The sequence below is a fragment of the Cryobacterium adonitolivorans genome (assembly GCF_004402695.1).
Taxonomy (GTDB): domain Bacteria; phylum Actinomycetota; class Actinomycetes; order Actinomycetales; family Microbacteriaceae; genus Cryobacterium; species Cryobacterium adonitolivorans.
Map to the genome: position 1 here is coordinate 25315 of NZ_SOFL01000036.1, position 26154 is coordinate 51468.

Below are 26154 nucleotides of genomic sequence, written 5' to 3' on the forward strand. Positions count from 1 at the left end.
TCAAAGCCCGGCCTGGTCGAGGGCGGATTGCAACGAGGTGAGGTAACCATCCGTCGTGTAGGTGGCGCCGGAGACGCCCTGCACGTTCGCGGACTGCGCGGCCAAGACCTGTTGCCGCAGCACCGGTGCGGCGCGGTTGCTGATCGAGACCGATCGCTGGTCGTGGTCGGTCAGATGCAGGGCGGTGACATCGGTGATCGTGCCGTCGGCGACGGCGATCTGTACCTGCACATTGCCGAACCGGGTCTGGGCTGCGGTGCCGGCGAAGGTGCCGGATGCACCGGTCGCAGTCGGAGTGACCGTGCCGGTCGTGGCGGGTGCGGCCGAATCGGCGGCATCCGTCGTCTGCGACAGCGACGAGGTCTGGGTCTGAGTCTGGGCCTGCATCCCGAGTTGCCAGCCGACCGCCAGCACCGCCGTCGACGACAGGATGCTCAGGGCGAGTGCTCGCCGCCTCACCAGTCGAACCGTTCTACGTGGATCTGCTGCTCGGGCAGCCCAACAGCCCGGGCGTCGCGGATCACCAAGTCGGTCCAGGATTGTGGCCCGCAGACATAGAGGTCGGAGTCAATCAAGTCCGGGAACACCGACTGGATTGTGACCCCGCGGCCGAGGGCTTCGGCCGACAGCCAGGTGGCGAGCCCGGCAGGCCGTGGCCCCATCACCGCGAAGACCGCGTTGCCCCGCATGCTGGGCAGTGCGCTGATCTCGCTCCAGAGATAGCTTTGCCCGAGGTCGGTGGCGCGCAGCACCACAGTCGCCTCGCCGGGATGGAGGTCGGCGTACTCGAGGAGCGAGCGCACCGGTGTGATTCCGATGCCGGCGGCCACGACAGCCACCTTCGACGCCGAGCGATGCGCGGCGGTGAAAATGCCGTACGGTCCCTCGATCGACACTCGGGTGCCCGGGCTCACCCGGCCTAGCGCCGAGCTGCCGTTGCCGAGGCTGCGCACGGTGATACGGGCAGAGGTTGCGGTGGGCACTTTGGAGAAGGAGATCGGGTGCGGGTGCCACCAGGTCGAACCAGTCCAGAAACGCCAGATCGCATACTGTCCACCCTGAGTCTGCAGCCGATCGAGGCCGGTGCCGATGAGGTGCAGCGAGACTACCCCGGGGGCGATCGGCTCGACAGAGGCGACCCGGATATCGTGGCGAACGCTCCGCACGATTGGCACCACGAACCGGAATAGCCCGATCGAACCGAAAGCGAGCACGTAGAGAGCAATCCAGTAGACCCGCTGCACGGTGTCGGCGGCGAGCACTCCACCCACGCTCAATTGGTGTGGCAGCGCTACCAGCACGGCGGCGTAGCTGAGTAGGTGGATCAGGTGCCAAACCTCATAGGGAAATCGGCGACGCACCGCGACCACCGAGGATACGACCACGGCCACGAGGAGGCCGAGCCCGAGGTATGCCAGCGCCATGTCCGGACGCTGGAACAGCGCGACGGTCTCCGCGATCACGTTTGAACTATCGGCCAGCGCAGATCCGATCGTCAGTAGCAGGCCGTGCGTGAGGATGAGATACAGCGCCGGCTTGCCCAGCTGGCGGTGGAAAACCATCGCCGTGTCCTGGCCGACGACCCGGTCGATCAGCGGGAGCCGGGCTGCCAGCACGAGCATCACGAGGATGAGGTTGGTTCCGACCAACCCGCTCACTACCCCGCCGGCATAAAGCGCGGAGGCCATGTCGGTGACCTGCGACACACCGCCGTACGCGAGGTACAGCGCGACGGCCATCGCGACCGATGACCAGCAGAGGGCGATCATCAAGTCGGCGGCGCGCATCCGGCGCCGAGTGCGGAGGGTGCGCTCGCGGGCGGGCACGCTCTGTCGGATGGCGTCTACTGGTGCCGTGCGAAGCAACATAGAGGCTCGATTCTGGTGGATTGCGGGTGCTGACTCTCCTTAGAATCGCTCCCATTTCTTCCAGGATTCTTAGTCGGCCGCCTGGCCTGTCGTGTCTTCGGCGCGTTGGTGCTTGAGTGGGGGCATGTCCACAGAGGGTGATTCGAACGGGCCCCGGCTGCAACTCAACGAGTCCCACCGCGACGGAGCGGCGCTACGGCTGAACTGGCTGCGTGCCGGAGTGCTCGGCGAACGACGGCATCGTCTCGGTGGCTGCGATCGTGGTAAGCGACGCGTGGGCAACAACAGCGCCCGCCCCGATCCTCACGGCGGGTATCGCCGGCCTCGTGGGCGGGGCAATATCGATGGCCCTCGGCGAGTATGTGTCAGTGAGCAGCCAGAGCCACAGCGAACGGGCGATGATCGCCACCGAGCGCCAAGAGCTTCGGGAGATGCCCGAGGAGGAGCTGGAAGATCTCACCGCGCTCTACCTGGCCAAAGGCCTGAGCGAAACGACCGCCAGACAGGTTGCCGTGGAACTCACCGAGCCCCTGATGGCGATGAAAATTGACTCACGGGCTGCTCCGCCGTAGGGTCTGAATGTTGCCCCAGACCCCGGCAGCGGTTTTATCCGCAACGATCTGGGGAGCATGAATGCTTGACAGCCGGCTTTGGCCAGGCGCCGATGGCGCAACCAGGAACACGACTACTGTCGAAACAACCGAAGACGCCGCAAATTCGGTGACTGATGCCGCAAACCTCGCTTACAAACTCTCTTCAGAATTGGAATCAGTGGTTCGAGCCGTTCCTGGAGTGGATAACCTGTACCCGACCGAGCCCATCGCCGCGACGATTGTCGGTGCCATTGTCGATGCGCTTACGCAGAGAGAAAGGACGTCCAACCTTGTTACCGTCACCATGGGGGAAGCTGGGATAAACGTGTCCGTGGCTTTTCGCGCCCTCAACTCTGAGCCCGCCACCAAAGTGTGCCGGCTCGTATATAACTCGATAGCCCTGGTCCTCGATGCCCGTTCGATCACGCCAATCGATAGCGTCCATGTGACGGTTGCTAGCATCGGCTAAGTTACAGCCATATCCAGGCCGCGCGTCCGGAACCGGTGCGGGCGTCCGTTTCTGACACACCAGACGCCAACGCGGACGTCCTTCTTCGTGACCGCTTGAAACTTCGTCACATTCTGTGACACCGAAGTGTATCTCTATGGCGGCGGCGCCTAGCGGATCTGGGATCCAACACTCTACCCGACCGGCTCTGGACGCCCTGAGGACGACGCCGCCGATGAGTTATCTCCCCGACGACCTCGTGTCCGGCGAACTCTCATTGGGCGAATCGCTGTCGGTGTATTCACCCTCGACTTCCGTCTCGTCGAGGGTTGATTCCGGCGAGCCGGTCTCTGGCTCGGAATCGGTGTATTCACCATCACTGCCGGGATTGGCTTTCATGGGATTCTCTCTGTAGTAGGAGCTAGAAGTCTATGTCCCTGAACCGGGCAAGTACAGACGCTGAGGCCCGACGCTAGACAGCCACGGCTGTGTTTCATGGGAGCTTCACTCCCGGGACAAGATGCCGGTCGGAGGTCCGCGACCCTACCGCCGCGAGCGGCCAACGTTGGGTTGAGGAGCCCAAAGTTCTCCCTCTCGATGGGCAAACTGGTCGAAACGGATCGGGTCACGTCCGAGAACGTCTCGAACAGTTCGGGTGAGCCCATCGGCCATTCCCAGTCGTGCTGTGGTGTAAATCGCGAGAGTAACAAACACCATGCCCCAGGGCATCTTGAGACGTCGGCGGGCATGGAGCACGTAGCGAATCGCTCCGGGCCGGGCGTACCGGATCGGGCGTCCAAGCTCCGCGGTGAGGATCTGCGCGATCCGCGCGTAGGTCAGCGCTTCGTCGCCGGTCACCGTCAGCGCCCGATTCGAGTGAGCCTGAGGGTCGAGGAGAGCGGCCGCAGCTACAGCGCCGACATCTTCTGCGTCGACGAACGCCGTCGCACCATTGCCGGCCGGAACAACGAGCTCGTTGCGGTCACGGATGTCCGTCAGATGAGTGGTACTGAGGTTCTGATGAAAAAATGAAGCACGGACGAAAGTCCAGGCGATTCCGCTCGCGCGAAGCCATGATTCGATGGCCGCGTGTGGCACCACCTTGTTCTTCTCAGCGCCCTGAATCGAGAGGAATACGATCTGTTCGACGCCTTTCCCGCGGGCGAACTCAAGTGCCGGGAGCATCTGTTTTTTCGGCTTCCCCAGCTGGGGCGGGCGCAGGAGGAACATTTGGCGCACCCCAGCGAACGCTGCCGCCCAGGTGGACGGATCGGTGAAGTCGAGACTGACACTCTCCACCCGATCGCCAAACATCTTGTCAACCGAGTCACGGTTTCGTCCCGCTGCCCGCACCGTCTTGCCGGCGCTGAGCAGAGTATCCACCACGGCGCGACCCACGTTGCCGGTCGCCCCGGTGACCAGGATCGGTTGTTGAGCTTTACCAATCCCCGACTTCTCGTTCGTCTGTTGCATATGTGTAGAGTACACCTATGACCGTTGATCAGGACTGGGATCGAATTGACGCATCCCTCATCCGCATGCGTCGCCTACTGGGGAACCCCCGCGGGGTGACTGACGGCGTTGATCTTTCGGCCGTGTTCGTGGTGGATACGATTGCCCGTCGAGCGAAGGACCGGATGTCGACACGGATTACCGACATCGCTCGCCACCTTTCTGTGAAACCATCCACCGCAAGCCGACTCGTCCGTTCTACTGAGGCGGCCGGCTATATTCAGCGTTCTGCTAGCCCGGACGACACGCGCAGCGTCGTTCTGCACCTCACGTCGAGGGGCGAGGAACTCAATACCAGCGCCAGGGCCTTCCGAGCTGACATCCTCCGCAAGGCGACCGTGACGTGGGACGAAAAAACCATCGCCACCTTTGCACGTCTGTTAGACGAATTCTCCCTGGCAACATCTGGGAGCACGGCGGACCGCTGACCTAACCACTCGCAACCACGACTAAATACGAGGTCAGCGGCTCCTCGATACCGTTCGCACACACTTCGGAACTTGACCAGTTGCGGCTGAGCGGGGCCGTCATTCTCGTTCCTGTTGACGCAGGCATCACTGATCTGTGGTGACAAGCGTCTTGTCTTTCACAAAAAGGATCGTGAAACCCAGAGCAATCAGAGCGGTGCCGGCGAGGAGTAGTAGCCCGATCGCGTAGCTGTTTTCCGCAGCGTTGTAGGTGGCCCCCATAACCAGCGGCGGGAAGTAGCCGCCTAGCCCGCCGGCCGCGCTGACTATGCCGCTCACCGCGCCCACGTTGGCGGCCGGTGCGTTTCGTCCGATCCAGGCGAACACTCCCCCGGCGCCGAGGCCCAGTGCCGATGCCATCGCGACGAAGGTGAGGCCGGCGGGAATCTCACCGTCGGGGCGGAGGTTCACCAACCAGGCGAGAACTGTGACCGCCGCGAGCGAGCCGATCACCACCGGTTTCGGGCCGATGCGGTCGGCAAGTATCCCTCCGACGGGGCGGAGAATCACGGCGGCAACCGCAAACCCCGCCGTTCGGGTTCCGGCGGCAGTGAGGTCGAACTCATAGATCTGGCGAAGGTAGGTGGGCAGGTACGTGGAAAAGGCGACGAATCCACCGAAAACCAGCGCATAGAGAAAGCTCATCTGCCAGGTCACGCTGAGCCGCGCCGCGGCGGTGAGTTTGGGAAGGAAAGGATCAGTGCTGGCCCTGAACCCGGGGGCCTCGGCCATGAAGAGCCACACGACTGCGGCAACAACGACGAGGAGCACCACGAGGATGAGGTGCGTGGGAACGTAGCCGAACCATTCCACCAGGCGTGGCGTGAAGAATGCCGACAACGCGGTACCGCCCATCCCGGCACCGAACACCCCGGTGGCGAAGCCACGTCGGCTCGGCGGATACCAGTGACTAACAAACGGGATTCCCACGGCAAAAACGGTTCCGGCAACTCCGAGGAGCAGCGCTGCGGCCACCAGGAAGACGTAGGCGTTGAGGGTTCCTGCAATCGCAACGAGCACCAGAGCAGGGACGGATGCCAGTAGTACCAGCGTGAACAGGAGACGTCCGCCGAACCGGTCGGTGAGCACGCCCACCGGGATTCGGCCGATTGATCCGACAAGCACGGGCATCGCCACGAGCACGGACGTCTGGGCTGACGAGAGATTCATGGCATCGCTGTAACGGATGCCCAGCGGCGCGATACTGGTCCACGCCCAGAAGCACACGACGGATGCGAGCGTCGCGAGGGTGAGATTCACCCCTTTGCTGTGGTGTGCTCGCTGCCGCGCAGTGTTTCTCGAGCCCGTCGTTGTGTCCATCGCCACGACTCCGATCAGCGTTTGTCAGGGGTGCGATCCTCGGTGCCGATGGGCGCCCACCCGCGTCGCACCGGTCGCACCTGCCCGGCTTCGCGATCCCTGGACCGGTAGACGATGTAGGGCCGGAACAGATAGTGCAGAGGAGCGGTGAAAGCGTGCACCAGCCGCGTGAACGGCCAGATGGTGAACAACAGCATGCCAACGAGGGTGTGGATGTGGAAGGAGAACGGAGCGGCGGCCATCGCAGCGATATCCGGTTGAAAGATGAATAGGGAACGGAACCAGGGCGACACGGTTTCGCGGTAGTTGTGGCCGTGCTCGCCGCTGAAAACGCTCGCGAGGGTGGTCCAGAGACCCAGGACAATCGCGGCGGTCAACACGACGTACATGATCTTGTCGTTGGTAGTCGTGGCCATGAAGACCGGCCCGGTCTTGCGTCGTCGATAGATCAGGATCACGATCCCGCCGAGGGTGCATACCCCCGCAACTCCGCCGACCAGTAGGGCATTGAAATGATAAAAGTCCTGGCTCATCCCGAAAAAGAGTGTCCACGACATGGGGACCACCAGGCCGAAGAAATGCCCGGCGATCACGGCGAGGAGCCCGAAATGAAATATCGGCGATCCGATTCGCAGGAGGCGTGATTCGTAGAGTTGGGACGACCGGGTGGTCCAACCGAATTGGTCATAGCGGTAACGCCAGATGGTTCCCCCGATCAGGATCGCCACCATCACATAGGGGAGGATGCCCCAGAGCAGCACGTCCCACATCATGAGCCGGCATTCAGGGGAAGCAGGCGCGGGTCAAAGGGTTCGAGGCCGACACTTTCGGCCGGTGGGCCGACGCCCGCCATGGATTGCACAGCCTGCCGATCGGCCGGTGATGGGCCGGGAAGTGTGGCGCAAATGCCTTCCACCACGGTGGCGTACGGCGACTCATGCTCGGTGAGCGCGAGCCGGAGCATTTCGACGCTGGGTCGGTATCGGATGAGCAGATCGCGGCCCGCCACGGGGCCAGCCACAGCAGAGAACTCGAGTACCAGCGGCAGAAAGTCCGGAAGCTCACCGTGGGTGTTGGTCAGGTAGTCGCTCCCCCGGTACACCTGCTTGAATTCAGCCAGCACGTCACCCCGGCGGCGGGTGTCGCCATCGGTCCAATACGACAGATAGAGCGGATGATGCTTGCTCAGATCGAACGTCTCCACGTAGGAGCGCTCCAGGGTGCCCAGCGCGGTGCTCTCGAGGTACCCGATGAAGGAGGTGAGATCGGGCGCCGCCGGGCCCTGTTCGGCCAGCGCGGACCGCATCAACTCGCATCGTTCCACGAGTTTTGTGTCCGGGTAGGACAGGCACCAGGACGCGGCCTGATAGAACACGCGCTGCGCCAGGCTGCGGGCGGCGGCTCGATCGCGCCTCACAGCGAGCCGCCCTCCGCGGGCGGGCGCAAGTCGGCTGGTGACGGCGGCGCAGCGTGCGGTTGGTCGCGTTTTTCGGGGAAGAGGCCGGCGGGGCTTCCGTTGCCGTCCCAGTTGAGGAGGTTGACGCGGCCCTGGAGTGCCTGCTCGCCGGCAGGAGTGTCGGACGTCTGCCGGTCTTTGAGCGCGTAGAAGTTCTCCACAGCGACGGGTGTCGGCCGACCGCTCGCCTCCCCGAACGGCGAGTCTTCATACATGCCCGGTCCACCCTCGAAATCGACCGAGCACCCCATCTCCTCCAGGTCGTGTGCCTGCTCGACATGTGCCTTGGGAATGACGTAGCGCTCGTCATACTTCGCGATCGCCATCAGCCTGTACATCTCGTACATGGAGCCCGGTGACATCCCCACGGCTGCCGGGATCGACGGGTCGGGTTCCTGTTCCATAGTGATTGCGCGCATGTACGCGCGCATCGCCGCAAGCTTGCGCAACACCTCGGTGATCTTGTCGGTGTCGCCGGCGGTGAACAGCTCGGCGAGATACTCGACGGGAATGCGAAGCGCGTCAATCGCTCCGAAGAGATTGCCGCTGTCTTCGGCATCGTGGCCCTGCTCGCTCAGCAGGTCGACGATGGGAGACAGCGGGGGCACGTACCAGACCATGGGCATGGTGCGATATTCCGGGTGCAGCGGCAGCGCCACTTTGTACACCTTCGCGAGCGCATACACCGGTGACTTCCTCGCCGCTTCCAGCCAGTCGGCGGGGATGCCCTGGTCGAGGGCGGCTGCGGACACCTCGGGGTCGTTGGGGTCGAGGAGCACGTCCATTTGCGATTCGTACAGGTCGGTCACGTCCGTCACCGCGGCGGCCTCGGTGACCCGGTCGGCGTCGTAGAGGAACAGGCCGAGGTAGCGAAGTCGTCCGACACAGGTTTCGGAACACACGGTGGGAAGGCCCACTTCCACCCGCGGATAGCAAAAGGTGCACTTCTCGGCCTTACCGGTCTTGTGGTTGAAGTAGATCTTCTTGTATGGGCAGCCGGTAATGCACTGGCGCCAGCCGCGGCATTTGTCCTGGTCGACGAGCACTATGCCGTCTTCGACGCGCTTGTAGATGGCACCGGACGGGCACGATGCCATGCAGGAGGGGTTGAGGCAGTGCTCACAGATACGCGGCAGGTAGAACATAAAGGTCTGTTCGAAGGCGAACTTGATCTTGTCTTCCGACTCTCGCCGCACCTTTTCGACGATGGGGTCAAGGTGTCCCATCTCCGGGGCGCCGCCGAGGTCGTCGTCCCAGTTGGCCGACCAGCTGATTTTGGTGTCTTTGCCCGTGATTAAGGATTTCGGGCGGGCCACCGGGAAGTCATCACCCAGCGGAGCGTCGATCAGGGTTTTGTAGTCGTAGGTCCAGGGCTCGTAGTAGTCCTTCAATTCGGGCTGCACGGGGCTCGCGAAGAGTCCGAATAACTTCTTCAGACGTCCACCGCCCTTGAGCACCAGTCGGCCTTTTTTGTTGAGCTGCCAGCCACCCTTCCACTGTTCTTGGTCTTCGTAGCGGCGCGGGTACCCTTGTCCTGGCCGGGTTTCGACGTTATTGAACCAGACGTATTCGGTGCCGGCGCGGTTAGTCCACGCCTGTTTGCACGTCACCGAGCAGGTGTGACAGCCGATGCATTTATCGAGGTTCATCACCATGCCCATTTGAGCCATCACGCGCATCAGTACCGCACCTCCTGGGAACGCTTTCGGATTGTGGTGACCATGTCCCGCTGATTGCCGGTGGGGCCCAGATAGTTGAAGGCGTAGGACAGCTGCGCATACCCGCCGATGAGGTGGGTGGGTTTCACAAGCAGGCGGGTCGCCGAGTTGTGGATACCACCCCTGCGGCCCGTCGCTTCCGACTTCGGCACATCGATTGTGCGCTCCTGCGCGTGGTAAACGTAGACGACACCCGCGGGCATCCGATGGCTGACCACCGCGCGGCACACGTAGACGCCGTTGTTGTTGACACACTCGATCCAGTCATTATCGGCGACCGAAATCGCCGCCGCATCCATGGGGCTGATCCAGGCCGTCGGACCTCCCCTGGACAGCGACAGCATAAAGAGGTTGTCCTGGTACTCCGAGTGGATCGACCACTTCGAGTGCGGGGTCAGGTAGCGAACTGTGATCTCGGTAGTTCCGTTCGGCCCGAACCGAGGTTCGCCGAACAGGCGCTGCATATCCAACGGTGGTCGGTAGATCGGCAGGGCCTCGCCAAGGTCGCGCATCCAGTCGTGGTCGAGGAAAAAGTGCATCCGGCCGGTGAGGGTGTGCCACGGTTTCAGGCGTTCGACGTTGATCGTGAACGGAGAATACCGGCGCCCACCGGTTTCCGACCCTGACCACTCTGGCGAGGTGATCACCGGGACGGGCGCCGCTTGCGTCTGCGCGAAGGTTACCCGCTTCTCCTCGGATCCTTCGGCGAGGTCGACGAGCCTCATGCCGGTCTGCTCTTCAAGTTCACGAAAACCCTGCACGGCCAATTCACCGTTCGTAGTACCGGAGAAGCTCAGGATGGCCTGGGCGAATTTCGCATCCGTATCGATGGCCGGGCGGCCGTTTCCCGCTCCGCCGCGCATCACCCCGTTGCTTCGGGCCAGCCGCTCGATTTCGTGCCCCATCCGGTAGGTGATGTTCTTGACGGTGAAGCCGCGTTCCTCCGCGAGCGGTCCGACCGTGGCGAGCTTTTCCGCGATCGCGGTGTAGTCGCGTTCCACGATCGAGAAGACAGGCATGTTCTGACCGGGCACCGCCGGGATTTCGGTGTCGCGCCAGTCGCGCACCACGCCACCGGGCTGCGCTATCTCCCCCGGCGTGTCGTGTTGCAGCGGCACACTGACCAGGTCCCGCCGGGTGCCGAGGTGCGTTTTGGCCTGGCGGGAAAACTCCTCGGCGAGTAGTCGGAACGTGTCAAAGTCGGTTTTCGCCTCCCACGGCGGGTCGATTGCGGGACTGAAGGCGTGCACGAAGGGGTGCATATCGGTGGAGGAGAGGTCGTGTTTTTCGTACCAGGTGGCGGCGGGAAACACGATGTCTGACAACAACGTGGTCGACGTCATCCGGAAATCGGCTGAGACGAGTAGGTCGAGTTTTCCCTCCGGCGCCTCGTCGTGCCATTTCACATCCCGAGGTCGGGCGGCGTTCACGTGGTCGGCGCCCATCACGTTGTTGTGGGTACCGAGGAGGTTGCGTAGAAAGTACTCGTTGCCCTTGGCGGATGAGCCGAACAGGTTCGAGCGCCAGAGCACCAGTGTGCGGGGCCAATTCTCGGGAGCGTCCACATCGTCGATGGCCGGGATCAGCCGCCTGTTTTTGAGGGCGTCGGCGATCCAGGTCGGGGCGTCGGGCGCCTCCCCCGCTTCCACCGCGGCTTGTGCCTCATCGGCGAGATCGAGCGGGTTGCGGTCGAACTGCGGGTAGAACGGCATCCACCCGAGCCGGTTCGACTGCGCAAGGGTGTCCGCGGTGTGCATCCCGTCAAAATGCCCCTCGGCGAGGGGGGACTTGAGGGAGTCGGCCGAGTAGCCGTCCGAGCGCCACTGATCGGTGTGCATGTACCAATACCCGGTACCGATCATGGTGCGCGGCGGTCGGCTCCAGTCCAAAGCGTTCGCGAGGGAAATCCATCCGGTGATCGGGCGGGTTTTCTCCTGGCCGACGTAGTGCGCCCAGCCGCCGCCGTTACGCCCCATGCATCCGGTGAGCATCACCAGCGAGAGCACCGCGCGGTAGGTGGCGTCACCGTGGAACCACTGACAGATTCCGGCGCCCATGATGATCATGGACCGCCCCTTCGATTCCTCGGCGTTGCGGGCAAATTCTCGCGCGACCCGGATGCACGCGGCGGCTGGCACACTCGTGATCTCCTCCTGCCAGGCCGGCGTATACGGGGTCGACGCATCGTCGTAGTCGGCAGCCCAGTCGCCCGGCAGCCCCGGACGACCCACACCGTACTGAGCGAGCATCAGGTCGAACACCGTGGTGACCAGGTGCCCGGCTACCCGCCGGACCGGCACACCGCGGGTCACCACCGACCCCTCCCCGGAGGGAGCCTCAAAGCAGGGCATCCGGATTTCGGCGGTTTCGGCGGGTATACCGGCGCCGGACTCGTCGAGGAGGCTCAGGACCGGGTCGACACCCTCCAGGTCAAGATTCCACTTGCCCTTGCCCGCCTCTCCGTACCGGTATCCGATGGAACCGTTGGGCACCACGGGAGCGCCGGTGGCCGAGTCGATCAGAACCGTCTTGAACGCGGCATCATGAGTGTTCGCCTGGTCGGGCAGGTCGGCCGCCATCAGGAATTTCGTCGGCACGAGGCCGCCGTCCACGTGCTCCTCGATTCGGACGAGGAAAGGCAGATCGGTGTAGCGGCGCACGTAGCCGCTGAAGTACGGAACCTGCCGGTCGACGAAGAACTCCTTGAGCATCACGTGGCCCATGGCCATCGCGAGCGCAGCGTCGGTGCCGGCCTGGGCGGGCAGCCACTCGTCCGCGAACTTCGTGTTGTCGGCATAGTCCGGACTGATCGCGACCACCTTCGTGCCCCGATACCGCACCTCGGTCATGAAATGTGCGTCGGGCGTACGTGTCACCGGAACGTTCGATCCCCACATCATCAGGTAGGTGGAATCCCACCAGTCCCCCGATTCGGGCACGTCGGTCTGGTCGCCGAAAACCTGCGGAGAGGCCACGGGGAGGTCGGCGTACCAGTCGTAGAACGAGGTCATCACCCCACCGATGAGCTGGATGAACCGGTTCCCCGCCGCGTGCGACACCATCGACATGGCGGGGATCGGGGAAAACCCGGAGCACCGGTCCGGACCGTATTTCTTGATCGTGTGCACGTGGGCGGCTGCGGCAATCTCCACCGCCTCCTGCCACGGGATCCGGATGAGCCCGCCTTTGCCTCGCGCCTGCTGGTAGCGACGCCGGCGATCAGGGTCGCCCACCACGTCGGCCCAGGCGAGCACGGGGTCCTTCAGCCGGGCCTTCGCCTCCCGGTACATCTCGACGAGCACACCCCGGGCGTACGGGTAGCGCACTCGCGTCGGCGAGTAGGTGTACCAGCTGAAGGCGGCACCGCGGGGGCACCCGCGCGGTTCGTACTCCGGACTGTCGGGGCCGACCGACGGGTAATCGGTCTGTTGCGACTCCCAGGTGATGATGCCATCGCGAACGTAGACCTTCCACGAACACGACCCTGTGCAATTCACCCCGTGGGTGGACCGCACCACCTTGTCGTGGCTCCACCGATCACGGTAGAACACATCGCCCTTGCGCCCGCCCTCGCGGAACACTGCGCGTCCATCATCTGTATGGTCCCACCGTGTGAAAAAACGGCCCAGCGCCAACATGGTATCCGACGCTTTCCCGTCCAGACCGGCAGGCACTGGAGTAGCTGCCATGGGGCAAATACTATAGTTCGTCCTCCCGGCGCGCTAGGAAACTGAGTTCTTTTCATCCCGCCGGATATCGACAGTGAAAATGTGTTGCGGTCTGCGCAAGCATCTCGTTACAATCTGAGGAAGTTTCGTTTTTGCTGTTAATCTGCCCAAATGCTGGGGCGGATGCCGTTCAGGCCTCTCCAGTGTCATGGACTCCATGTGTAATTGGAGGGGACCTCGTGGTCCAAGCAACGCCGAGGAACACCAAGGACAAGAGCCCCCGTTCTGATCTTCTCGTTTCCAAGGTCTGGGTTCAGGGCGCTGCTCTGGTAATGATCTTCGGATTCTGCGTGATGGGCTTTCTGGCTCTGCGCACGTACACCAACTCCATGCCACAACCGTCGGAGACGGTCACCACGGATGGAGAAGTGATCTTCACATCTGCCGACATCACGGCCGGTCAACAAATCTTTCTGCGACGCGGCTTGCAGCAGTACGGTTCCATTGTGGGCCACGGAGGCTACCTCGGCCCGGATTACACCGCCGACTACCTGAGACGCTCCTCGAATATCATCCTTGATGATTTGCAGGCCACCGACATGCAGGATCCGCACGGCGAACTTGTCGAGATGATGCGCACGAACCGATACGACCCGAGCAGCAAGGCTCTCACCTATACCGACCTGCAAGCCAGCGCCTTCAAGGACCTGAAGTCGCATTACGCCGACTATTTCGGGGAACCGAGCACTAAATACGGGCTCATTCCCAACTTGATCACCGACCCGGATGAGATCCACGAGCTCACGGCGTTTTTCGCCTGGACCGCATGGGCCGCCGCAGCGGAACGACCGGGACACGAATACTCATACACAAACAACTGGCCGTCCGAACCGCTCGTCGACAACGGACCAACCGCCGACATGATTGTCTGGAGCGGCCTCTCCCTGGTGGCACTGCTCGTCGGAATCGGTGTGCTGTTCGGCCTCTACGGTCGCTGGAGCCAGAAAATGGGCTGGCACGCTTCCGAAGCGCCTGCCCTCGCTTTTCGACAACCCGGTGACGTCGCGGTCACCCCCGGACAGCGGGCCACAGCCTGGTTCTTCTTCGTCGTTGCCGTCCTGTTCCTCGGTCAGGCCCTGCTGGGGGCTGCGCTGGAGCACTACCGCGCCGACCTTTCGAGCTTCTTCGGAGTCGATTTGGCCCAGTTGCTCCCCTTCAACCTCGCCCGCACCTGGCACGTCCAGCTCGCGTTGCTGTGGACAGCCGCATCGTTCCTCGCCGCGGGGATTTTCCTCGCGCCGTACATTTCCGGGCGCGAGCCCAAAGGCCAGCACTGGCTCGCCTACGGGCTGCTGGGTGCCGTCGCGCTTGTCATCGCCGGCTCATTCACCGGCGAAGCACTCAGCGTATTCGGGGTGGAATGGGCCAAGGGTTCGCCGTTCTGGGACCAGCAATGGGAGTACCTCGACCTGCCGAAAGTTTGGCAGGGACTCCTTGTCGTTGGTTTGTTCCTGTGGATCGCGATCATCTTCCGCGGTATCCGTGCCCGGCTGAAGTCGGAATCACGGTTCAACATGCCGTGGCTGTTCTTTTACGCGGGCCTCGCCATCCCCGGTTTCTATGCCGTTGGCCTGCTCGCGGGCACGGAAACCCACCTCACCGTCGCCGAGTATTGGCGCTTCTGGGTCGTGCACCTGTGGGTAGAGGACTTCCTGGAATTGTTCACCACTGTCATGGTCGCCTACATCTTCGTGATGCTGGGTGTCGTGCGCCGGAAGATCGCGATGCAACTCATCTTCCTCGACGTGATCCTCTATTCGGTGGGCGGCGTGATCGGCACAATGCACCACCTGTACTTCTCCGGCACACCGGTAGAACACATGGCCCTGGGCGCTTTCTTCTCCGCCCTGGAAATCATCCCGCTCACGTTCCTGACGATAGAAGCCTGGAGCTTCCTCCAGCTCGGATCTCGCCAACAGTCTCGAAGCTCCGCCCCGTTCCCCCACCGCTGGGCGGTGATGTTCCTCGTCGCGGTCGGATTCTGGAACTTCCTCGGTGCCGGCGTGTTCGGGTTCCTCATCAATTTGCCGATTGTGTCTTACTACGAGATCGGGACGGCCCTGACCGCAAACCACTCCCACGCGGCGATGATGGGTGTCTACGGAATGTTGGGTGTGGGACTGGGCCTCTTTGTGCTCCGATACCTGATACCGGCGGAGCGGTGGCCCGACCGGCTCGCCAAAATATCGTTCTGGTCGCTGAACATCGGGCTGGCATGGATGACCTTCGCGACGCTGCTCCCACTCGGCGTCATCCAACTCTGGCACTCCATTAATGACGGCTATTTCGAAGCCCGCGAACTTGGATACATCACCCAACCCGGCAACGCGATCCTCGAGTGGCTCCGAATGCCAGGAGACATCATCTTCATCGTCGGCGGCGTTCTCCCCTTCCTGTGGATCACCTGGCTCGGTGTCCGATACCGGATAAAGGCAACCACGCACGAAGTTCCCATAGAGACGCTGTTCGTGGAAGAGACTCCGGTCGACGACGGCACCCCCGCCGGCACTCCCGCTCTGCCGTCGTCTCGATACGGCTCCGACCGCCGCAACAGCACCGGCACAGGCACAGGCACCGACGTCAACGGGAGCAGCTGATGGGCTCGATAGACCCGGCTGTCTGGCTCGGGTCCGGATACGCGGTGTTCCTCCTCGTGGCGGCGCACCTGCTCGACCTGACTGCCCGCCGCACGGCAGTCCAATCGAATCGGTGGCACACCGGCGGGTTCACCTACCATCCACGCCACGACGCGTGGGTGTGTCCGGAGGACCAATGGTTGTGGCCGACCTCGTTCGATCCCGACAACCGGGTGATGCGATACCGCGGCACGCCCAGTATCTGTAACGCCTGCCCACTAAAATCCGTCTGCACGACCTCCGAAAACGGCCGTCAAATTAGCCGGAACATTGACCCGTGGCCGAGCTCAGAGGCAGAAAAATTCCACCGCGGTATCGCCTGCGCCGTGGTCGTCCTCGCCCTGCTCTGGCCGCTGGCAACGATGCTCGGCCCCCGCACTCCGCTCGAGTTGGTCATCCTGGGTGCGACCGTTGTATTTGTCGCACTGGGTAGTTGGCCGTTGTGGTCCCATTTCCGGCGCACCCCCACCGGATTTCCCCTCCATGTTCCCGTCGAAGGTCTTGATGAATCCATCGCTGGGGCGCAGGCCAGTGGACTGCGTGAAGGCCGCCGGAAAGCCGTCTACGCCAGCACCCGGCGGACCGGCCCTGTACCGGTCACCATCGAGAAGGGACCGCCGGATTCCGACAGGCATGTGAACCCCGGCGGGGGTTCACTATGACGGCCGTGCTGATATCCGTCGCCGCGATTGTGCTGCTGGCTCTGATCTATGCACTCGCGTCGGTCAAGGTCCTCCGCGAATACGAACGTGGCATCGTGTTCCGGCTCGGCAGAATCGGCGCACTTCGCGAGCCCGGCCCTCGCCTCGTGCTCTTCGGAATCGACACACTTGTCAGGGTCGAACTACGCATAGTGACACTCACGATTCCGCCTCAGGATGTAATCACCAAAGACAACGTGCCGGCCAGGGTGAACGCGGTCGTTTTGTTCCAGGTCACCGATCCAGTGCGCTCGGTCATGGCCGTGGAAAACCACGCGGTCGCAACCTCGCAGATGGCCCAGACGACCCTCAGGTCGGTGGTCGGGCGCGCTGACCTCGACACACTCCTCGCGCACCGGGCAGACCTGAATGAGGATCTCGCCCACAGCATCGATGCCCAAACCGAACCGTGGGGGGTGCACGTGACGGTGGTCGAGATCAAAGACGTCGAAATCCCCGAGGCCATGCAGCGCGCCATGGCCCGCGAAGCGGAGGCCGAACGCGAACGCCGAGCAAAAGTGATCAATGCCCACGGCGAACTCCAGGCCTCCGAAGAATTGCGCTTGGCCGGTGAGACGCTCAGCCGAAACCCTGCCTCCCTGCAGCTGCGATATCTGCAGACCCTGCTTGAACTTGGTGCAGACCAGAATTCCACGGTCGTTTTCCCATTACCGATCGACATCATCGGGCCATTCCTGCAGAAGCTGCCCGACATGCTCGACCGGTTCGGCAGTGCTTCCCCGAACCAGTCCCCCGGTGCCCAGAGACATACCGGTGCGTCACAGGATGGCACCCCTCTTGATGAGAGCGCACGCTTTGCTGAACGCTCCCGCCGCCCCTCCGATGCCACCGAAAGGTCCGACCGTGAGTGACCCCGACCTCAGCGTCGACCCCGCCCGAGCCTCCGCGCCCAGCGCCGATGGTGCGGGCGACGGTTCCCAGACCCCTCGGCAGCCCAGTACCCGCGGCATCCGCTCTGTCGTCTTCGGCACCCTTGTCGCTGTCTTCGCACCGTTGGCCGGTTTCCTCGGTGGCACGATCGTCGGATCGACCGGATCGATGACCGAACTCGACCCGCTGTTCGTCTGGCTGTTCCTCGGACTTATCGTCGGCGGAGCCGGCGCGATTCTGGCCATCGTGGGTGCCTTGAGATGGATAAGGGCGAACCACGTACCGTGACAGTTCAGTCCGAGCGCGAAGCACCAAGGTTGCGCGGACGCGCCGAATCCTGGGCAGCCATTCGGGCGCTGACGATCGCATCCGCCGTGCGCTGGGCGTCGGCGATGCAACTGGCCAGCCCCACTCCCCGATAGGAGGACCCGGTCAGGTACAGGCCGGGCAGCTCGGTCAGCGCTTCCGTCATGGCCTCGAGCCGGGCCTGGTGACCCACCAGGTACTGCGGCATTCCCTGCGGCCAGCGCTGCACGAACAGCTCAAGCGGCTCGCCGGCCAGCCCCATCGCCTCGCCCAGTTCGGCGCGCACCCGCAACACGAGCGTTGTCTCATTGATGGTGAGCCAGCGGTCATCATCGTGCCGGCCGACCATGCAGCGCACCAGCACCACGTCGTCGTCGGCCAGGTGCGGCCACTTCAGGCTGGACCAGGTGCAGCCGACGATCAGCCGGCCCTCCTCAGGCGGCACCAGAAACCCGGTACCGGCGAGATCTGCCGGGAAAGCCGCCCGCGGGTAGGCCAGGCAGATCGTAGCCACGTTGGCGTATTCGATCGCGCCGAGCAGAGCGCCGAGCTGTGGTGCGGCCGCACCGATAATCCCGGCCGACGCGAAGGCCGGCGTGGCCAGCACCACCACGTCCGCGCCGATGACGCTCCCGTCGTCGAGGTCGACCCTGTACGCGGTGGCCGGCCGCTCCTCCGTGAGCGTGAGTTCAGGGCTGACCGCGGTGACCGCGCTGCCCCACCGGACCGTGGCACCCGGCAACGTGGCGGCGAGTGCGTTGATAAGTCCCTCGAGCCCGGTGTTCAGTGTCACGAGTGAGGGCCCGGTGCTACCGCCGCCGGTGGGAGGCGCGGGCCGCCGCCGCATACCGAGGTAGAGACTGCGGTGGGTGCGAGCGAGGGCGGCGATGCCGGGAGCGGTGCTCTGGGCGCTGAGCGTATCGGCGCGGCCGGCGTGGATGCCGCCCAACAGGGGTTCGACCATACGGTTGAAGACCTGGGCGCCCATCCGGGCGCGCACGAGTTCGCCGACCGACGGATCGGCCGAGGCCGTCCGGCCGCGCGGCAGCACCAGGTCGCAGGCGGCGCGGGCCAATCCGAGCGGCGAGAGCAGCCGGGATCGCACGAGCGGCAGCAGTCCCCCTGGCACTCCGAACATCGTGCCTGCCGGCAGCGAACGCAGGCGATTGCGGCTCCAGATGCGCGCGCCGCCGCCGTTCGGTGTCACCACCGCGTCGGCCAGCCCGAGGTCTTCGATCAAGGCCACCGCTACAGGCGCGCGCACCATAAGGGCGTCAGGGCCGGTATCGAGCCGATGTCCCGCGAAGGTTCGCGTGGCAATCTTGCCGCCCAGCCGGTCAGTACCCTCGACCACCGTGATCTGCGCGTCCCTGCCGAGTCGACGGTGCAGAAAGTACGCCGTCGTCAGGCCGCTGATACCGGCGCCGACGATGGTGACGCGGGTGGGTGCGGACCGGGTGCGTTCTGACACTGTTCTTCTTCCGTGATCGGACATTGGATTGAGCAAGCCGGTGCGCAGCTACTGGAGCGCCGGTTCGTAGACGCAACTGGGGTCGGCGGCGAGCGGATCACCGGTGACCGCGTAAGCGTGCGAACGCGACCCACCGCAGACCGCGCGGAACTCGCAGCGGCCACAGCGGCCACCGAAGTTGTCGGGGGAACGCAGATCTTGCAGCAGGTCGGCGTCCCGGTAGATCTCCGGGAACGGCCGGTCGCGCACGCAGCCGACCGCGACGGGGAGGAACCCGCTGGGGTAGACCATGCCGACGTGGTCGACGAAGGCGAAACCTCGGCCTGAGTTGACGTCGATCGGGGGTCGGGCCGCGCGCCGCTTCGGTTCGTCGCCGGTGAGCAGCTCGGCGGTGTTCCGGCGCAGCTGGGCCCGCAGGGGGCCGACCGGAAACGCCGTATCGAGGTCTGTCACGCCGGCGCGCTGGATGGCGATGCGACGGTAGTGCGGCGCTTCGGTCGCCTTGATGGCCACGAGCTCTGAAACGTCGTGCATCCAGTGCAGTACCTCTTCCTCCTGCTCGGCGGTGAGGGGGTGCAGCAGTGTGCCGCGCCCGGTGGGAATCAGGAAGAACACGCTCCAGAGTGTGGTGCCCAGCTCGAGTACAGTCTTGAGAATGGCTGGCAACTCGTGCACGTTGTCGGCGGTGACCGTCGTATTGATCTGCAGGCGGTAGCCGACCTCGCGCACCAGGCGGGCGGCGGTCATGGTGTTGTCATAGACGTCGTCCACGCCGCGGAAGGCGTCGTGGGTGGCGGCGGATGCCCCGTCCAGCGACAGCGAGATGGCCTTCGCTCCCGCGTCGTGCAGTTCCACGAGCACCTCGCGGGTGAGCTTCGGGGTCACCGAGGGTGAGAGGGCCATGCTCAGGCCGAGCGCGGTGCCGTGGGCGACGAGTTCGGGCAGGTCGGGCCGTTCGAAGGGGTCGCCACCGGTCAGTACGACGAGCGGGCGGGGCGTGCCGAATGCGGCCAGGTCATCGAGCAGGGTCTTGCCCTGCGCGGTGCTGAGTTCCATCGGGTTGCGGGTGCGGATGGCGTCGGCCCGACAGTGTGTGCAGACCAGTTGACAAGCCCGGGTCACCTCCCAGATAACAATGAAGGGCCGCTCGGCGGCGTCATGGTGCAGCAGGCGCACCGGGCGTTTGCGCGGGGTTTCGGTCATGCGGTAGTCCTCACCCAGACGGATGCGGCCCGGGTAATTGACCGGCACGGCAAGCGCCTGTGGTTTCGAGCTGCTCCGGGGTTTCCGCGGAACCTCTGCTCGAGGCCTTTTCAGGCCCGCCTAATTGTTAGCACGATCATCATTCTTATCTCGGACGAAGTTCCGGTTTTAATGCGGTCTCCCGAATCCGCACCTCGTGGTGAATGTTCACGAGGCGTTGATCGCGACTGCTCCCCCTCGGGCACAAGCTGCTCCGACGGCGTGCCGGCGTCGTAGGCCTCGTACTCCAAGGTGGCCTTGTCGGTCTCGATCTCCACGAGTACGTCGCCCTCTTCAGTACGGCATCGGCACCTCGGCCATGGCGACCCGGCGAACCGGGGCGTCCAGGTGGTCGAAGGCGCCGTCCGAGATGGTCGAGGCGATTTCGGCGCCGATCCCGTAGGTGAGCCAGTCGCCCTCGAGGATGACGGCGGCGTGGGTCTTTCTTCACGGACTCCACGACGGTGTCGCGGTCCAGCGGGCGCAGGCTCCGCAGGTCGATGACCTCGATGTCGCGTCCGTCGGACTCGGCGAGTTGTTCGGCGACCTCGCGGCCAGCACCGGGTCGTCGCCGCGGATGGCCGCGAGCATCATCGCCTTGGCGTCGGCGGGGGTGCTCGGGGCCACGACTATGGTTTAGTCGCTTTGGCGAGCGTCGCCGGGGCCCCTTTCTTCTTCAAGGCCGTGGTCTTCTTCGGAGCAGAGGTCCTCTTTGAAGCGGAGGACTTCTTTCGAACTGAGGTGTTTTTCGGGGCTGAGGCACTTTCTCTATCGGCTTTGATGACCTCCGCAGCCAGCTGACGGGTGGCATTCGCGTGCTTCGCGGCGAGTTTTTCGGTCTGTCTGGACAGTTGAAGCGCTTTCTTACGCAGCTTTTTGTTTGAGCCCTTTACAGCCTTGCGGGCGGCCTTGACTGATTTCTCAGCACCGGCCAGAGCCGCATTCGCCTTCTTCTGAGCGGTTTTCTTCTCAGCGGCTTTAGTCCTCGCTGAACTCTTAACAGCGGTCTTTTCGGTGTCTATTTTCGTCTGCGTCATTCTGTGCACCTCCGATATGCCGACCAAGCTGGGTCGTTCTCTTCACCGCATTGAACCTGGCCTGTCGATCGGGGAAACAGACCTTAACGCCATGCTACCTACGGCGAAAAGGTAATCGAGGATGTGCGCGGCGAACAGGACCCTATTGGGGCTTCGATCGACACGCAATCCGAGTTCGACCTCGTCAGCGTCTAATTTACCGAGATGCTTGGGGAATGTTGAGCGATCAGGAAGTCCTCGAGGTTTGACATCGCTTGGTTCACCATGCGGCGTGCTTCGTGCACAGTTGCGGCCGCCTCGGCCGTCGTGGACGCGCCAATCGAGACTCCCGCGATTCCCTGGAGCCGGTGGCCTACCCAGCGCAGATGCAGGCGGTCGACTGTCGTGATGCCCGGCACAGCGAGCAGAGCGGTATTCGCGCGGTCAACGAGGTTGGGCTCGATGCCGTCCATTAGCCGTCGCCCGATGCGCTTGACTGTGCCCCAGAGCAGCACGATGATCGCGCCGGAGCTGAGAATGCCGACTATCGGGTCGGCCACCGGGAATCCGAGCATGGCGCCAATTGCGCCCGCGATCACCGCGAAGGACGAGGACACCACACGATGGCTCCAGACCATTCTGCCCTGCTCGACCTGCTGGGAGAACTCAAACTCACCGATGTCACCGACCGAATCCGCGTCGCGACCGAAACCCTCTACCAAGAATTGATCGATGCGGAAGCGACCGCGTTCATCGACGCCGCCCCATTGAGCGCTCCGGCGACCGCACCACCCACCGCAACGGCACCCGGCCCCGGACGTTGAAGACGCGACGAGGGCGAGCATCTATACCGCCCACTTCACCGGCGGGAAGCTGCGGTTTACCCACGGCGATGCTCCTGGACCCAGGCGAGCACGTCCTGAACGTCATTGCGTACGTGCCGGCCGAGATTCAGGTACGGCGTACCCGAGCGGGTCAGGCGCCAATCTTCCAGCGTGCGCTCGGGCAATCTGAGAAGCTCGGCGAGCTCGTGCTGGGTCAGAAACTTCGCGGTGAGCTGCGTTCTCGCGTCCAAACCCAGAAGGTGTGTGGGCGCTACCGTGAGCTTGCCCGTGTGGGCCGTGACAGGGTCAGGTCGCGATGGTGGTCGTGGGCGAGCTTGTGCACCAGCGGTGAGCCGAACAGTGGCACGCTTTCCTCGGGCGCTCCACCAGCGGACTCTGCTGGGGCCGACATCCGAGGCCGGCACGGCCGCGATAGTGGTCAGCTCCCGTGTCGAGAGCCTCCGCTTCGTCGAGGTCTCCATCTTTAGCAATCAGCATCAGGATAGGCGTCCAGTTACCTGCCGAGCGAAGATCGGCGCAGATCAGAAAGCCGTTTCGACCTGGCAACATGGTGTCGAGAATGATCACGTCATAGGGGAATTCTGTTGCCCGCCATAAGCCACCGATGCCGTTCGATTCGAACATCCACCGTGAAACCCTCTGCTTCCAGCTCGCGTTTCACGGCCGCGGCGACTTCCTCGTCGTCGTCGTCCACGACGAGTACTTTTATCTGCGACTCCGCATGCCGTCAGGACGATCATCCAGCGCGGGGTCGGACTGTAGGCGCAACCCGACCCCGTGCGGCTTACTCGTCGGTACTGCTGTCGGGGGTGGCTTCAACAACCTGGAACTGTTCGTCTAGTTGCACGTCGACCTGGGACCCGTTGTCGAGGGTAACTTCCACTTCGTAGTAGCTTTCCTCGTCGTTGACCTCGGTTCCTGTGACGGTTCCTTCACCCGTGTGGGCTAGCGCGGATTCACTGGCCTTCTCCAACGCGAGTCCCGAGATGGCTGTCTCTGATTCGTTAGGATCTGCGCCATCGTCGCTGGACGCCAGGGCCAGGCTCCCGCTCGCCAGGACGATAGCCGCGGCCACCGCCCCGGTAGCGGCGAGTTGAGTTCTGCGTTTCATGATTCCTCCTCTATTCCTGTTTGGACTCGGGCGAGTCCATCGCGCTCAGATTAAACCCCTGGTACTGAACCTCACCTGAATCGGTACCCCGTGGTCCGCGCTCGGGCCTCCGCACGGCCGGGCGCGCACTTGCTCGGGCGGGCATAGCCTGATGATTCACACCTCAGTCGGAATACGCACCGATGCCCACTTTCTCGGGAGAACAGCGGTACGTCCATGCGATTCGGACGACCGTCGCTAGACGCCTTTTCTACGTCGTACACTCAGGTTGTTGCGAAGCAGAGTTGCCTCCAGGAAGAAGTGAACGAGAGACATGACTGAAGAGATTTTCGCCATGCCGGCAAGCGTTCCGGGACCGGTGGTGCATGGAAAGCCGTCGGGTGGCCTCAGTAAGTGGCTACTGCGCGACACTGTGCAACCGGTGGGCCCGGAAAGTGCGGAAAGCCGTGATGCTGCGCACTCGTGGTGGAAGGTCATGTGCCTTACGGGGGTGGACTACTTCTCCACTCTGTCTTACCTGCCGGCGATCGCGGCTCTAGCAGCAGGTGCGTTGTCCCCATTGGCCACGCTGCTCATTGTGGCCTTGACCCTCCTGGGGATGCTGCCGATGTATCGCCGTGTAGCAAAGGAAAGCCCCAACGGCCAAGGCTCCGTCGCGATGCTCGAACGGTTGCTCCCCTTCTGGTGGGGCAAGCTGTTCGTGCTGGTTTTGCTGGGATTCGTGGCTACCTCGTGGATCATCACCATCACCCTCTCCTCAGCGGATGCGACCGTGCACTTGCTCGAGAACCCCTTAATCCCCGAGGCATACCGGGGGCTTGCCGTGCCGGTCACGGTGTTGTTCCTGCTGGTCCTTGGCGGCGTCTTCCTGCTGGGCTTCACCGAAGCGGTCACCGTTGCCATCCCGCTCGTAGCGATATTCCTCGCCCTGAACGCTGTCGTCATCGGCGTTGGCCTGGCGGACATCCTGGCCCACCCGTCAACTGTGGCCGACTGGTTAACTCTCTTGGCCTCCACCGGAGGAGGCATCGGTGGGATCCTCGTGCCAGCGCTACTGGCCTTCCCCCTACTTGTGCTCGGGTTGTCTGGGTTCGAGACGGGGGTGAGCATGATGCCGCTGATCGCCGCGACCGGCAAAACCCCACAGGAGAGGCTGGAATCTCGGATTCGGAACACCCGAAAACTCCTGACCACCGCCGCAGTGATCATGAGTGTTTATCTGCTCTTGAGCAGCATCGTGACCACGCTGCTGATCCCCGCGGAAGAGTTTCAGGAGGGCGGAGAAGCAAACGGGCGTGCGCTCGCCTACCTAGCCCACGAGTTGATCGGAAACGGCTTCGGCACGGTCTACGACATCAGCAGTGTCCTAATCCTCTGGTTCGCTGGAGCCTCCGCGATGGCGGGCCTGATCAACATCGTGCCCCGCTACCTACCCGCCTACGGGATGGCACCCGAATGGAGCCGCGCCGTACGCCCGGTCGTCCTGGTGTACACCGCCATCAGCATCATCATCACTATCGGGTTCGGCGCCGACGTCAACGCCCAAGCGGGCGCCTACGCAACCGGCATCCTCGCGATGATGGTCTCCGGCGCCTTCGCCGTCACTGTCTCCGCCATACGCCGCAAACGCCCGATGGCCCGAATCGGGTTCGCGCTCCTGACCGCCATTTTGATGTACGCGCTATTCGAGAACATTCGGGAGAAGCCCGACGGCATAGCAATATCGGCAATGTTCATCCTCGGCATCGTCGTCGTCTCGCTTATCTCCCGCATCACCCGCACGACAGAGCTTCGCGCGGATCGGATCGAATTCGACGAGCAAGCGCGCCGCTTCATCACCGATTCCCTCAAGCACGACAACGCACTTAACCTCATCGCCCACCGCCGTGGGATTGGAGACAAGGCCGAATACGCTGAAAAAGAAGAAGAGCAACGATGGATCAATCCGATCCCCGACACCGCAGACATCCTCTTCCTCGAAATTGAGGTCGTCGACCCCTCCGAGTTCCGGGAAATCTTGCAGATCGTAGGCATCGAGGTCGACGGGTACCGTGTCCTTCGCACCAGCAGCCCCGCCGCACCGAACGCAATCGCTGCAATCCTGATAGCCCTCCGCGACACAACAGGTGTGCGCCCTCACGCATATTTTGAATGGTCCGAAGGCAATCCGCTGATCCACATGTTCCGCTATCTACTCCTTGGACGTGGAGACACCCCACCGTTGGTTCGAGAGATCCTACGTGAGAGCGAACCAAACCCACGCAATCGCCCTCTCGTTCACGTGGGCGGCTAGATACGACACCCAAGTCGAGACGCACTCCATCTACCTGACGGAGGAAAAGGGGGCATCCTTGTCGCGGGTAGTGCATCGGCTTTAGGTCTTCAACACTGGATCTGTGCTGGTGCTGTGCACTCCCACAAGGAAAAGACTCTTTTCCCAGACGCACCTCGTCGGCGCTACTCTGCCCGCGGTGGATGCTTCCTTCGAAGAGCAACGACGTGTTCCTTAGCCTCGTCAGGTTTGGTGGTCGGTGGGCACCTTAGACAGGTCGCAATTGGAGGCTAAGAACCCGGGCGTGGTGTTCCCTGCCTAACTACTGTGATCCTCATGTTGCACATGGATATGACGGCCGTTCTAATCCGCGAGCGAATGCGCGTCTGTGTAGAAGCGTGCGCGGAGCTAATCGAGTGGGCGAGCGTTGCGCCAATGAGTGTCTGGCCTTGTCGGGCGATGGAGGATTCACCGCGTGTGCAGTTCACACTGCTGCAATCGCAATTCTGAAACCGTGTGTGGAAGTTTGTGCTGAATCAGTGATCGCATGTGA

General features: G+C 63.2%; 23 protein-coding genes and 2 pseudogenes. 9 read left to right on the forward strand and 16 right to left on the reverse strand.

Annotated elements, in window-relative coordinates; translation table 11 throughout:
• Both E3O42_RS10935 and E3O42_RS10940 read right to left on the reverse strand, forming a co-directional pair.
• On the reverse strand, nt 1–459 hold the full coding sequence (locus E3O42_RS10935) for an FMN-binding protein (RefSeq protein ID WP_241984774.1): 459 nt from the start codon (nt 457–459) through the stop codon (nt 1–3).
• Nucleotides 456–1868, reverse strand: coding sequence for a ferredoxin reductase family protein (locus E3O42_RS10940; RefSeq protein ID WP_134453977.1), 1413 nt, complete (start codon nt 1866–1868; stop codon nt 456–458). The genes E3O42_RS10935 and E3O42_RS10940 overlap by 4 nt, the downstream gene beginning before the upstream one ends.
• Nucleotides 1869–1992: 124 nt before the next feature.
• Here E3O42_RS10940 and E3O42_RS10945 point away from each other — a divergent pair.
• Together E3O42_RS10945 and E3O42_RS10950 are read left to right on the forward strand one after the other, a co-directional pair.
• A pseudogene (locus tag E3O42_RS10945) lies at nt 1993–2392 on the forward strand (VIT1/CCC1 transporter family protein); the annotation flags it as partial.
• A gap of 109 nt (nt 2393–2501) precedes the next feature.
• On the forward strand, nt 2502–2930 hold the full coding sequence (locus tag E3O42_RS10950; RefSeq protein WP_134453978.1) for a hypothetical protein: 429 nt from the start codon (nt 2502–2504) through the stop codon (nt 2928–2930).
• 219 nt (nt 2931–3149) lie between these two features.
• Here E3O42_RS10950 and E3O42_RS18030 read toward each other — a convergent pair whose 3' ends face one another.
• The gene (locus tag E3O42_RS18030; protein WP_166787969.1) at nt 3150–3308 is read right to left on the reverse strand and encodes a hypothetical protein; all 159 of its coding nucleotides are present in this window, start codon (nt 3306–3308) and stop codon (nt 3150–3152) included.
• Between the two features lie 144 nt (nt 3309–3452).
• The gene (locus tag E3O42_RS10955) at nt 3453–4382 is read right to left on the reverse strand and encodes an NmrA family NAD(P)-binding protein (protein WP_134453979.1); all 930 of its coding nucleotides are present in this window, start codon (nt 4380–4382) and stop codon (nt 3453–3455) included.
• A 17-nt stretch (nt 4383–4399) separates the two neighbouring features.
• Here E3O42_RS10955 and E3O42_RS10960 point away from each other — a divergent pair, with 17 nt between their 5' ends.
• Entirely contained in the window at nt 4400–4849 is a 450-nt protein-coding gene (locus E3O42_RS10960; RefSeq protein WP_134453980.1) for a MarR family winged helix-turn-helix transcriptional regulator, read from the forward strand.
• 126 nt (nt 4850–4975) lie between these two features.
• Here the strand turns inward: E3O42_RS10960 and E3O42_RS10965 are convergent, their stop codons facing one another.
• From E3O42_RS10965 to E3O42_RS10985, 5 genes are all read right to left on the reverse strand, one after another.
• Nucleotides 4976–6148 (reverse strand): MFS transporter, encoded by a 1173-nt coding sequence (locus E3O42_RS10965; protein ID WP_241984775.1) that lies wholly within the window; start codon nt 6146–6148, stop codon nt 4976–4978.
• Nucleotides 6149–6222: 74 nt separating this feature from the next.
• A complete protein-coding gene (gene narI, locus E3O42_RS10970) occupies nt 6223–6978 on the reverse strand; it encodes a respiratory nitrate reductase subunit gamma (RefSeq protein ID WP_134454121.1) in 756 nt (251 codons plus the stop codon).
• On the reverse strand, nt 6978–7583 hold the full coding sequence (gene narJ / locus E3O42_RS10975; RefSeq protein ID WP_134453982.1) for a nitrate reductase molybdenum cofactor assembly chaperone: 606 nt from the start codon (nt 7581–7583) through the stop codon (nt 6978–6980). Before narJ ends, narI begins: the two co-directional genes overlap by 1 nt.
• Nucleotides 7584–7621: 38 nt before the next feature.
• Nucleotides 7622–9343, reverse strand: a complete 1722-nt coding sequence (gene narH / locus E3O42_RS10980; protein ID WP_134453983.1) for a nitrate reductase subunit beta — start codon at nt 9341–9343, stop codon at nt 7622–7624.
• Nucleotides 9343–13071, reverse strand: a complete 3729-nt coding sequence (locus tag E3O42_RS10985) for a nitrate reductase subunit alpha (RefSeq protein ID WP_134453984.1) — start codon at nt 13069–13071, stop codon at nt 9343–9345. The genes narH and E3O42_RS10985 overlap by 1 nt, the downstream gene beginning before the upstream one ends.
• Before the next feature lie 218 nt (nt 13072–13289).
• On the opposite strand from E3O42_RS10985, the gene E3O42_RS10990 reads away from it, so the two are divergent.
• The 4 genes from E3O42_RS10990 to E3O42_RS11005 are packed head-to-tail and all read left to right on the forward strand — an operon-like array spanning nt 13290 to nt 17626.
• Nucleotides 13290–15707 (forward strand): nitric-oxide reductase large subunit, encoded by a 2418-nt coding sequence (locus tag E3O42_RS10990; RefSeq protein WP_241984776.1) that lies wholly within the window; start codon nt 13290–13292, stop codon nt 15705–15707.
• Nucleotides 15707–16408: a hypothetical protein gene (locus E3O42_RS18185; protein ID WP_174844259.1), complete on the forward strand. Its 702-nt coding sequence runs from the start codon at nt 15707–15709 to the stop codon at nt 16406–16408. Before E3O42_RS10990 ends, E3O42_RS18185 begins: the two co-directional genes overlap by 1 nt.
• Complete coding sequence (locus E3O42_RS11000; protein ID WP_134453985.1) at nt 16405–17319, forward strand: slipin family protein; 915 nt, start codon at nt 16405–16407, stop codon at nt 17317–17319. The genes E3O42_RS18185 and E3O42_RS11000 overlap by 4 nt, the downstream gene beginning before the upstream one ends.
• Nucleotides 17312–17626, forward strand: coding sequence for a hypothetical protein (locus tag E3O42_RS11005; RefSeq protein ID WP_134453986.1), 315 nt, complete (start codon nt 17312–17314; stop codon nt 17624–17626). Before E3O42_RS11000 ends, E3O42_RS11005 begins: the two co-directional genes overlap by 8 nt.
• Before the next feature lie 4 nt (nt 17627–17630).
• On the opposite strand, the gene hemG is transcribed toward E3O42_RS11005, so the two are convergent.
• The 4 genes from hemG to E3O42_RS11025 all read right to left on the reverse strand — a co-directional run bounded on the left by hemG (nt 17631) and on the right by E3O42_RS11025 (nt 21394).
• A complete protein-coding gene (gene hemG / locus E3O42_RS11010; protein ID WP_166787970.1) occupies nt 17631–19115 on the reverse strand; it encodes a protoporphyrinogen oxidase in 1485 nt (494 codons plus the stop codon).
• Between the two features lie 48 nt (nt 19116–19163).
• Complete coding sequence (locus E3O42_RS11015; protein ID WP_338144948.1) at nt 19164–20366, reverse strand: TIGR04053 family radical SAM/SPASM domain-containing protein; 1203 nt, start codon at nt 20364–20366, stop codon at nt 19164–19166.
• 285 nt (nt 20367–20651) lie between these two features.
• Complete coding sequence (locus E3O42_RS18540; protein WP_338144952.1) at nt 20652–20783, reverse strand: transketolase C-terminal domain-containing protein; 132 nt, start codon at nt 20781–20783, stop codon at nt 20652–20654.
• A gap of 203 nt (nt 20784–20986) precedes the next feature.
• Nucleotides 20987–21394, reverse strand: a complete 408-nt coding sequence (locus E3O42_RS11025) for a hypothetical protein (protein ID WP_134453988.1) — start codon at nt 21392–21394, stop codon at nt 20987–20989.
• 602 nt (nt 21395–21996) lie between these two features.
• Here E3O42_RS11025 and E3O42_RS18550 point away from each other — a divergent pair.
• Nucleotides 21997–22223, forward strand: a pseudogene (locus tag E3O42_RS18550) (transposase); the annotation flags it as partial.
• A gap of 30 nt (nt 22224–22253) precedes the next feature.
• On the opposite strand, the gene E3O42_RS11035 reads toward E3O42_RS18550, so the two are convergent.
• The 3 genes from E3O42_RS11035 to E3O42_RS11045 all read right to left on the reverse strand — a co-directional run bounded on the left by E3O42_RS11035 (nt 22254) and on the right by E3O42_RS11045 (nt 23329).
• Nucleotides 22254–22448, reverse strand: coding sequence for a helix-turn-helix domain-containing protein (locus E3O42_RS11035; RefSeq protein ID WP_241984777.1), 195 nt, complete (start codon nt 22446–22448; stop codon nt 22254–22256).
• 55 nt (nt 22449–22503) lie between these two features.
• Nucleotides 22504–22842 carry a response regulator gene (locus E3O42_RS11040; RefSeq protein WP_198414118.1) on the reverse strand — a complete coding sequence of 113 codons (339 nt, stop codon included), beginning with the start codon at nt 22840–22842 and terminating at the stop codon, nt 22504–22506.
• Between the two features lie 160 nt (nt 22843–23002).
• A complete protein-coding gene (locus E3O42_RS11045) occupies nt 23003–23329 on the reverse strand; it encodes a PepSY domain-containing protein (RefSeq protein ID WP_134453990.1) in 327 nt (108 codons plus the stop codon).
• Nucleotides 23330–23642: 313 nt separating this feature from the next.
• Here E3O42_RS11045 and E3O42_RS11050 point away from each other — a divergent pair, with 313 nt between their 5' ends.
• Complete coding sequence (locus E3O42_RS11050; protein WP_134453991.1) at nt 23643–25622, forward strand: APC family permease; 1980 nt, start codon at nt 23643–23645, stop codon at nt 25620–25622.
• Nucleotides 25623–26154: the final 532 nt, after the last annotated feature.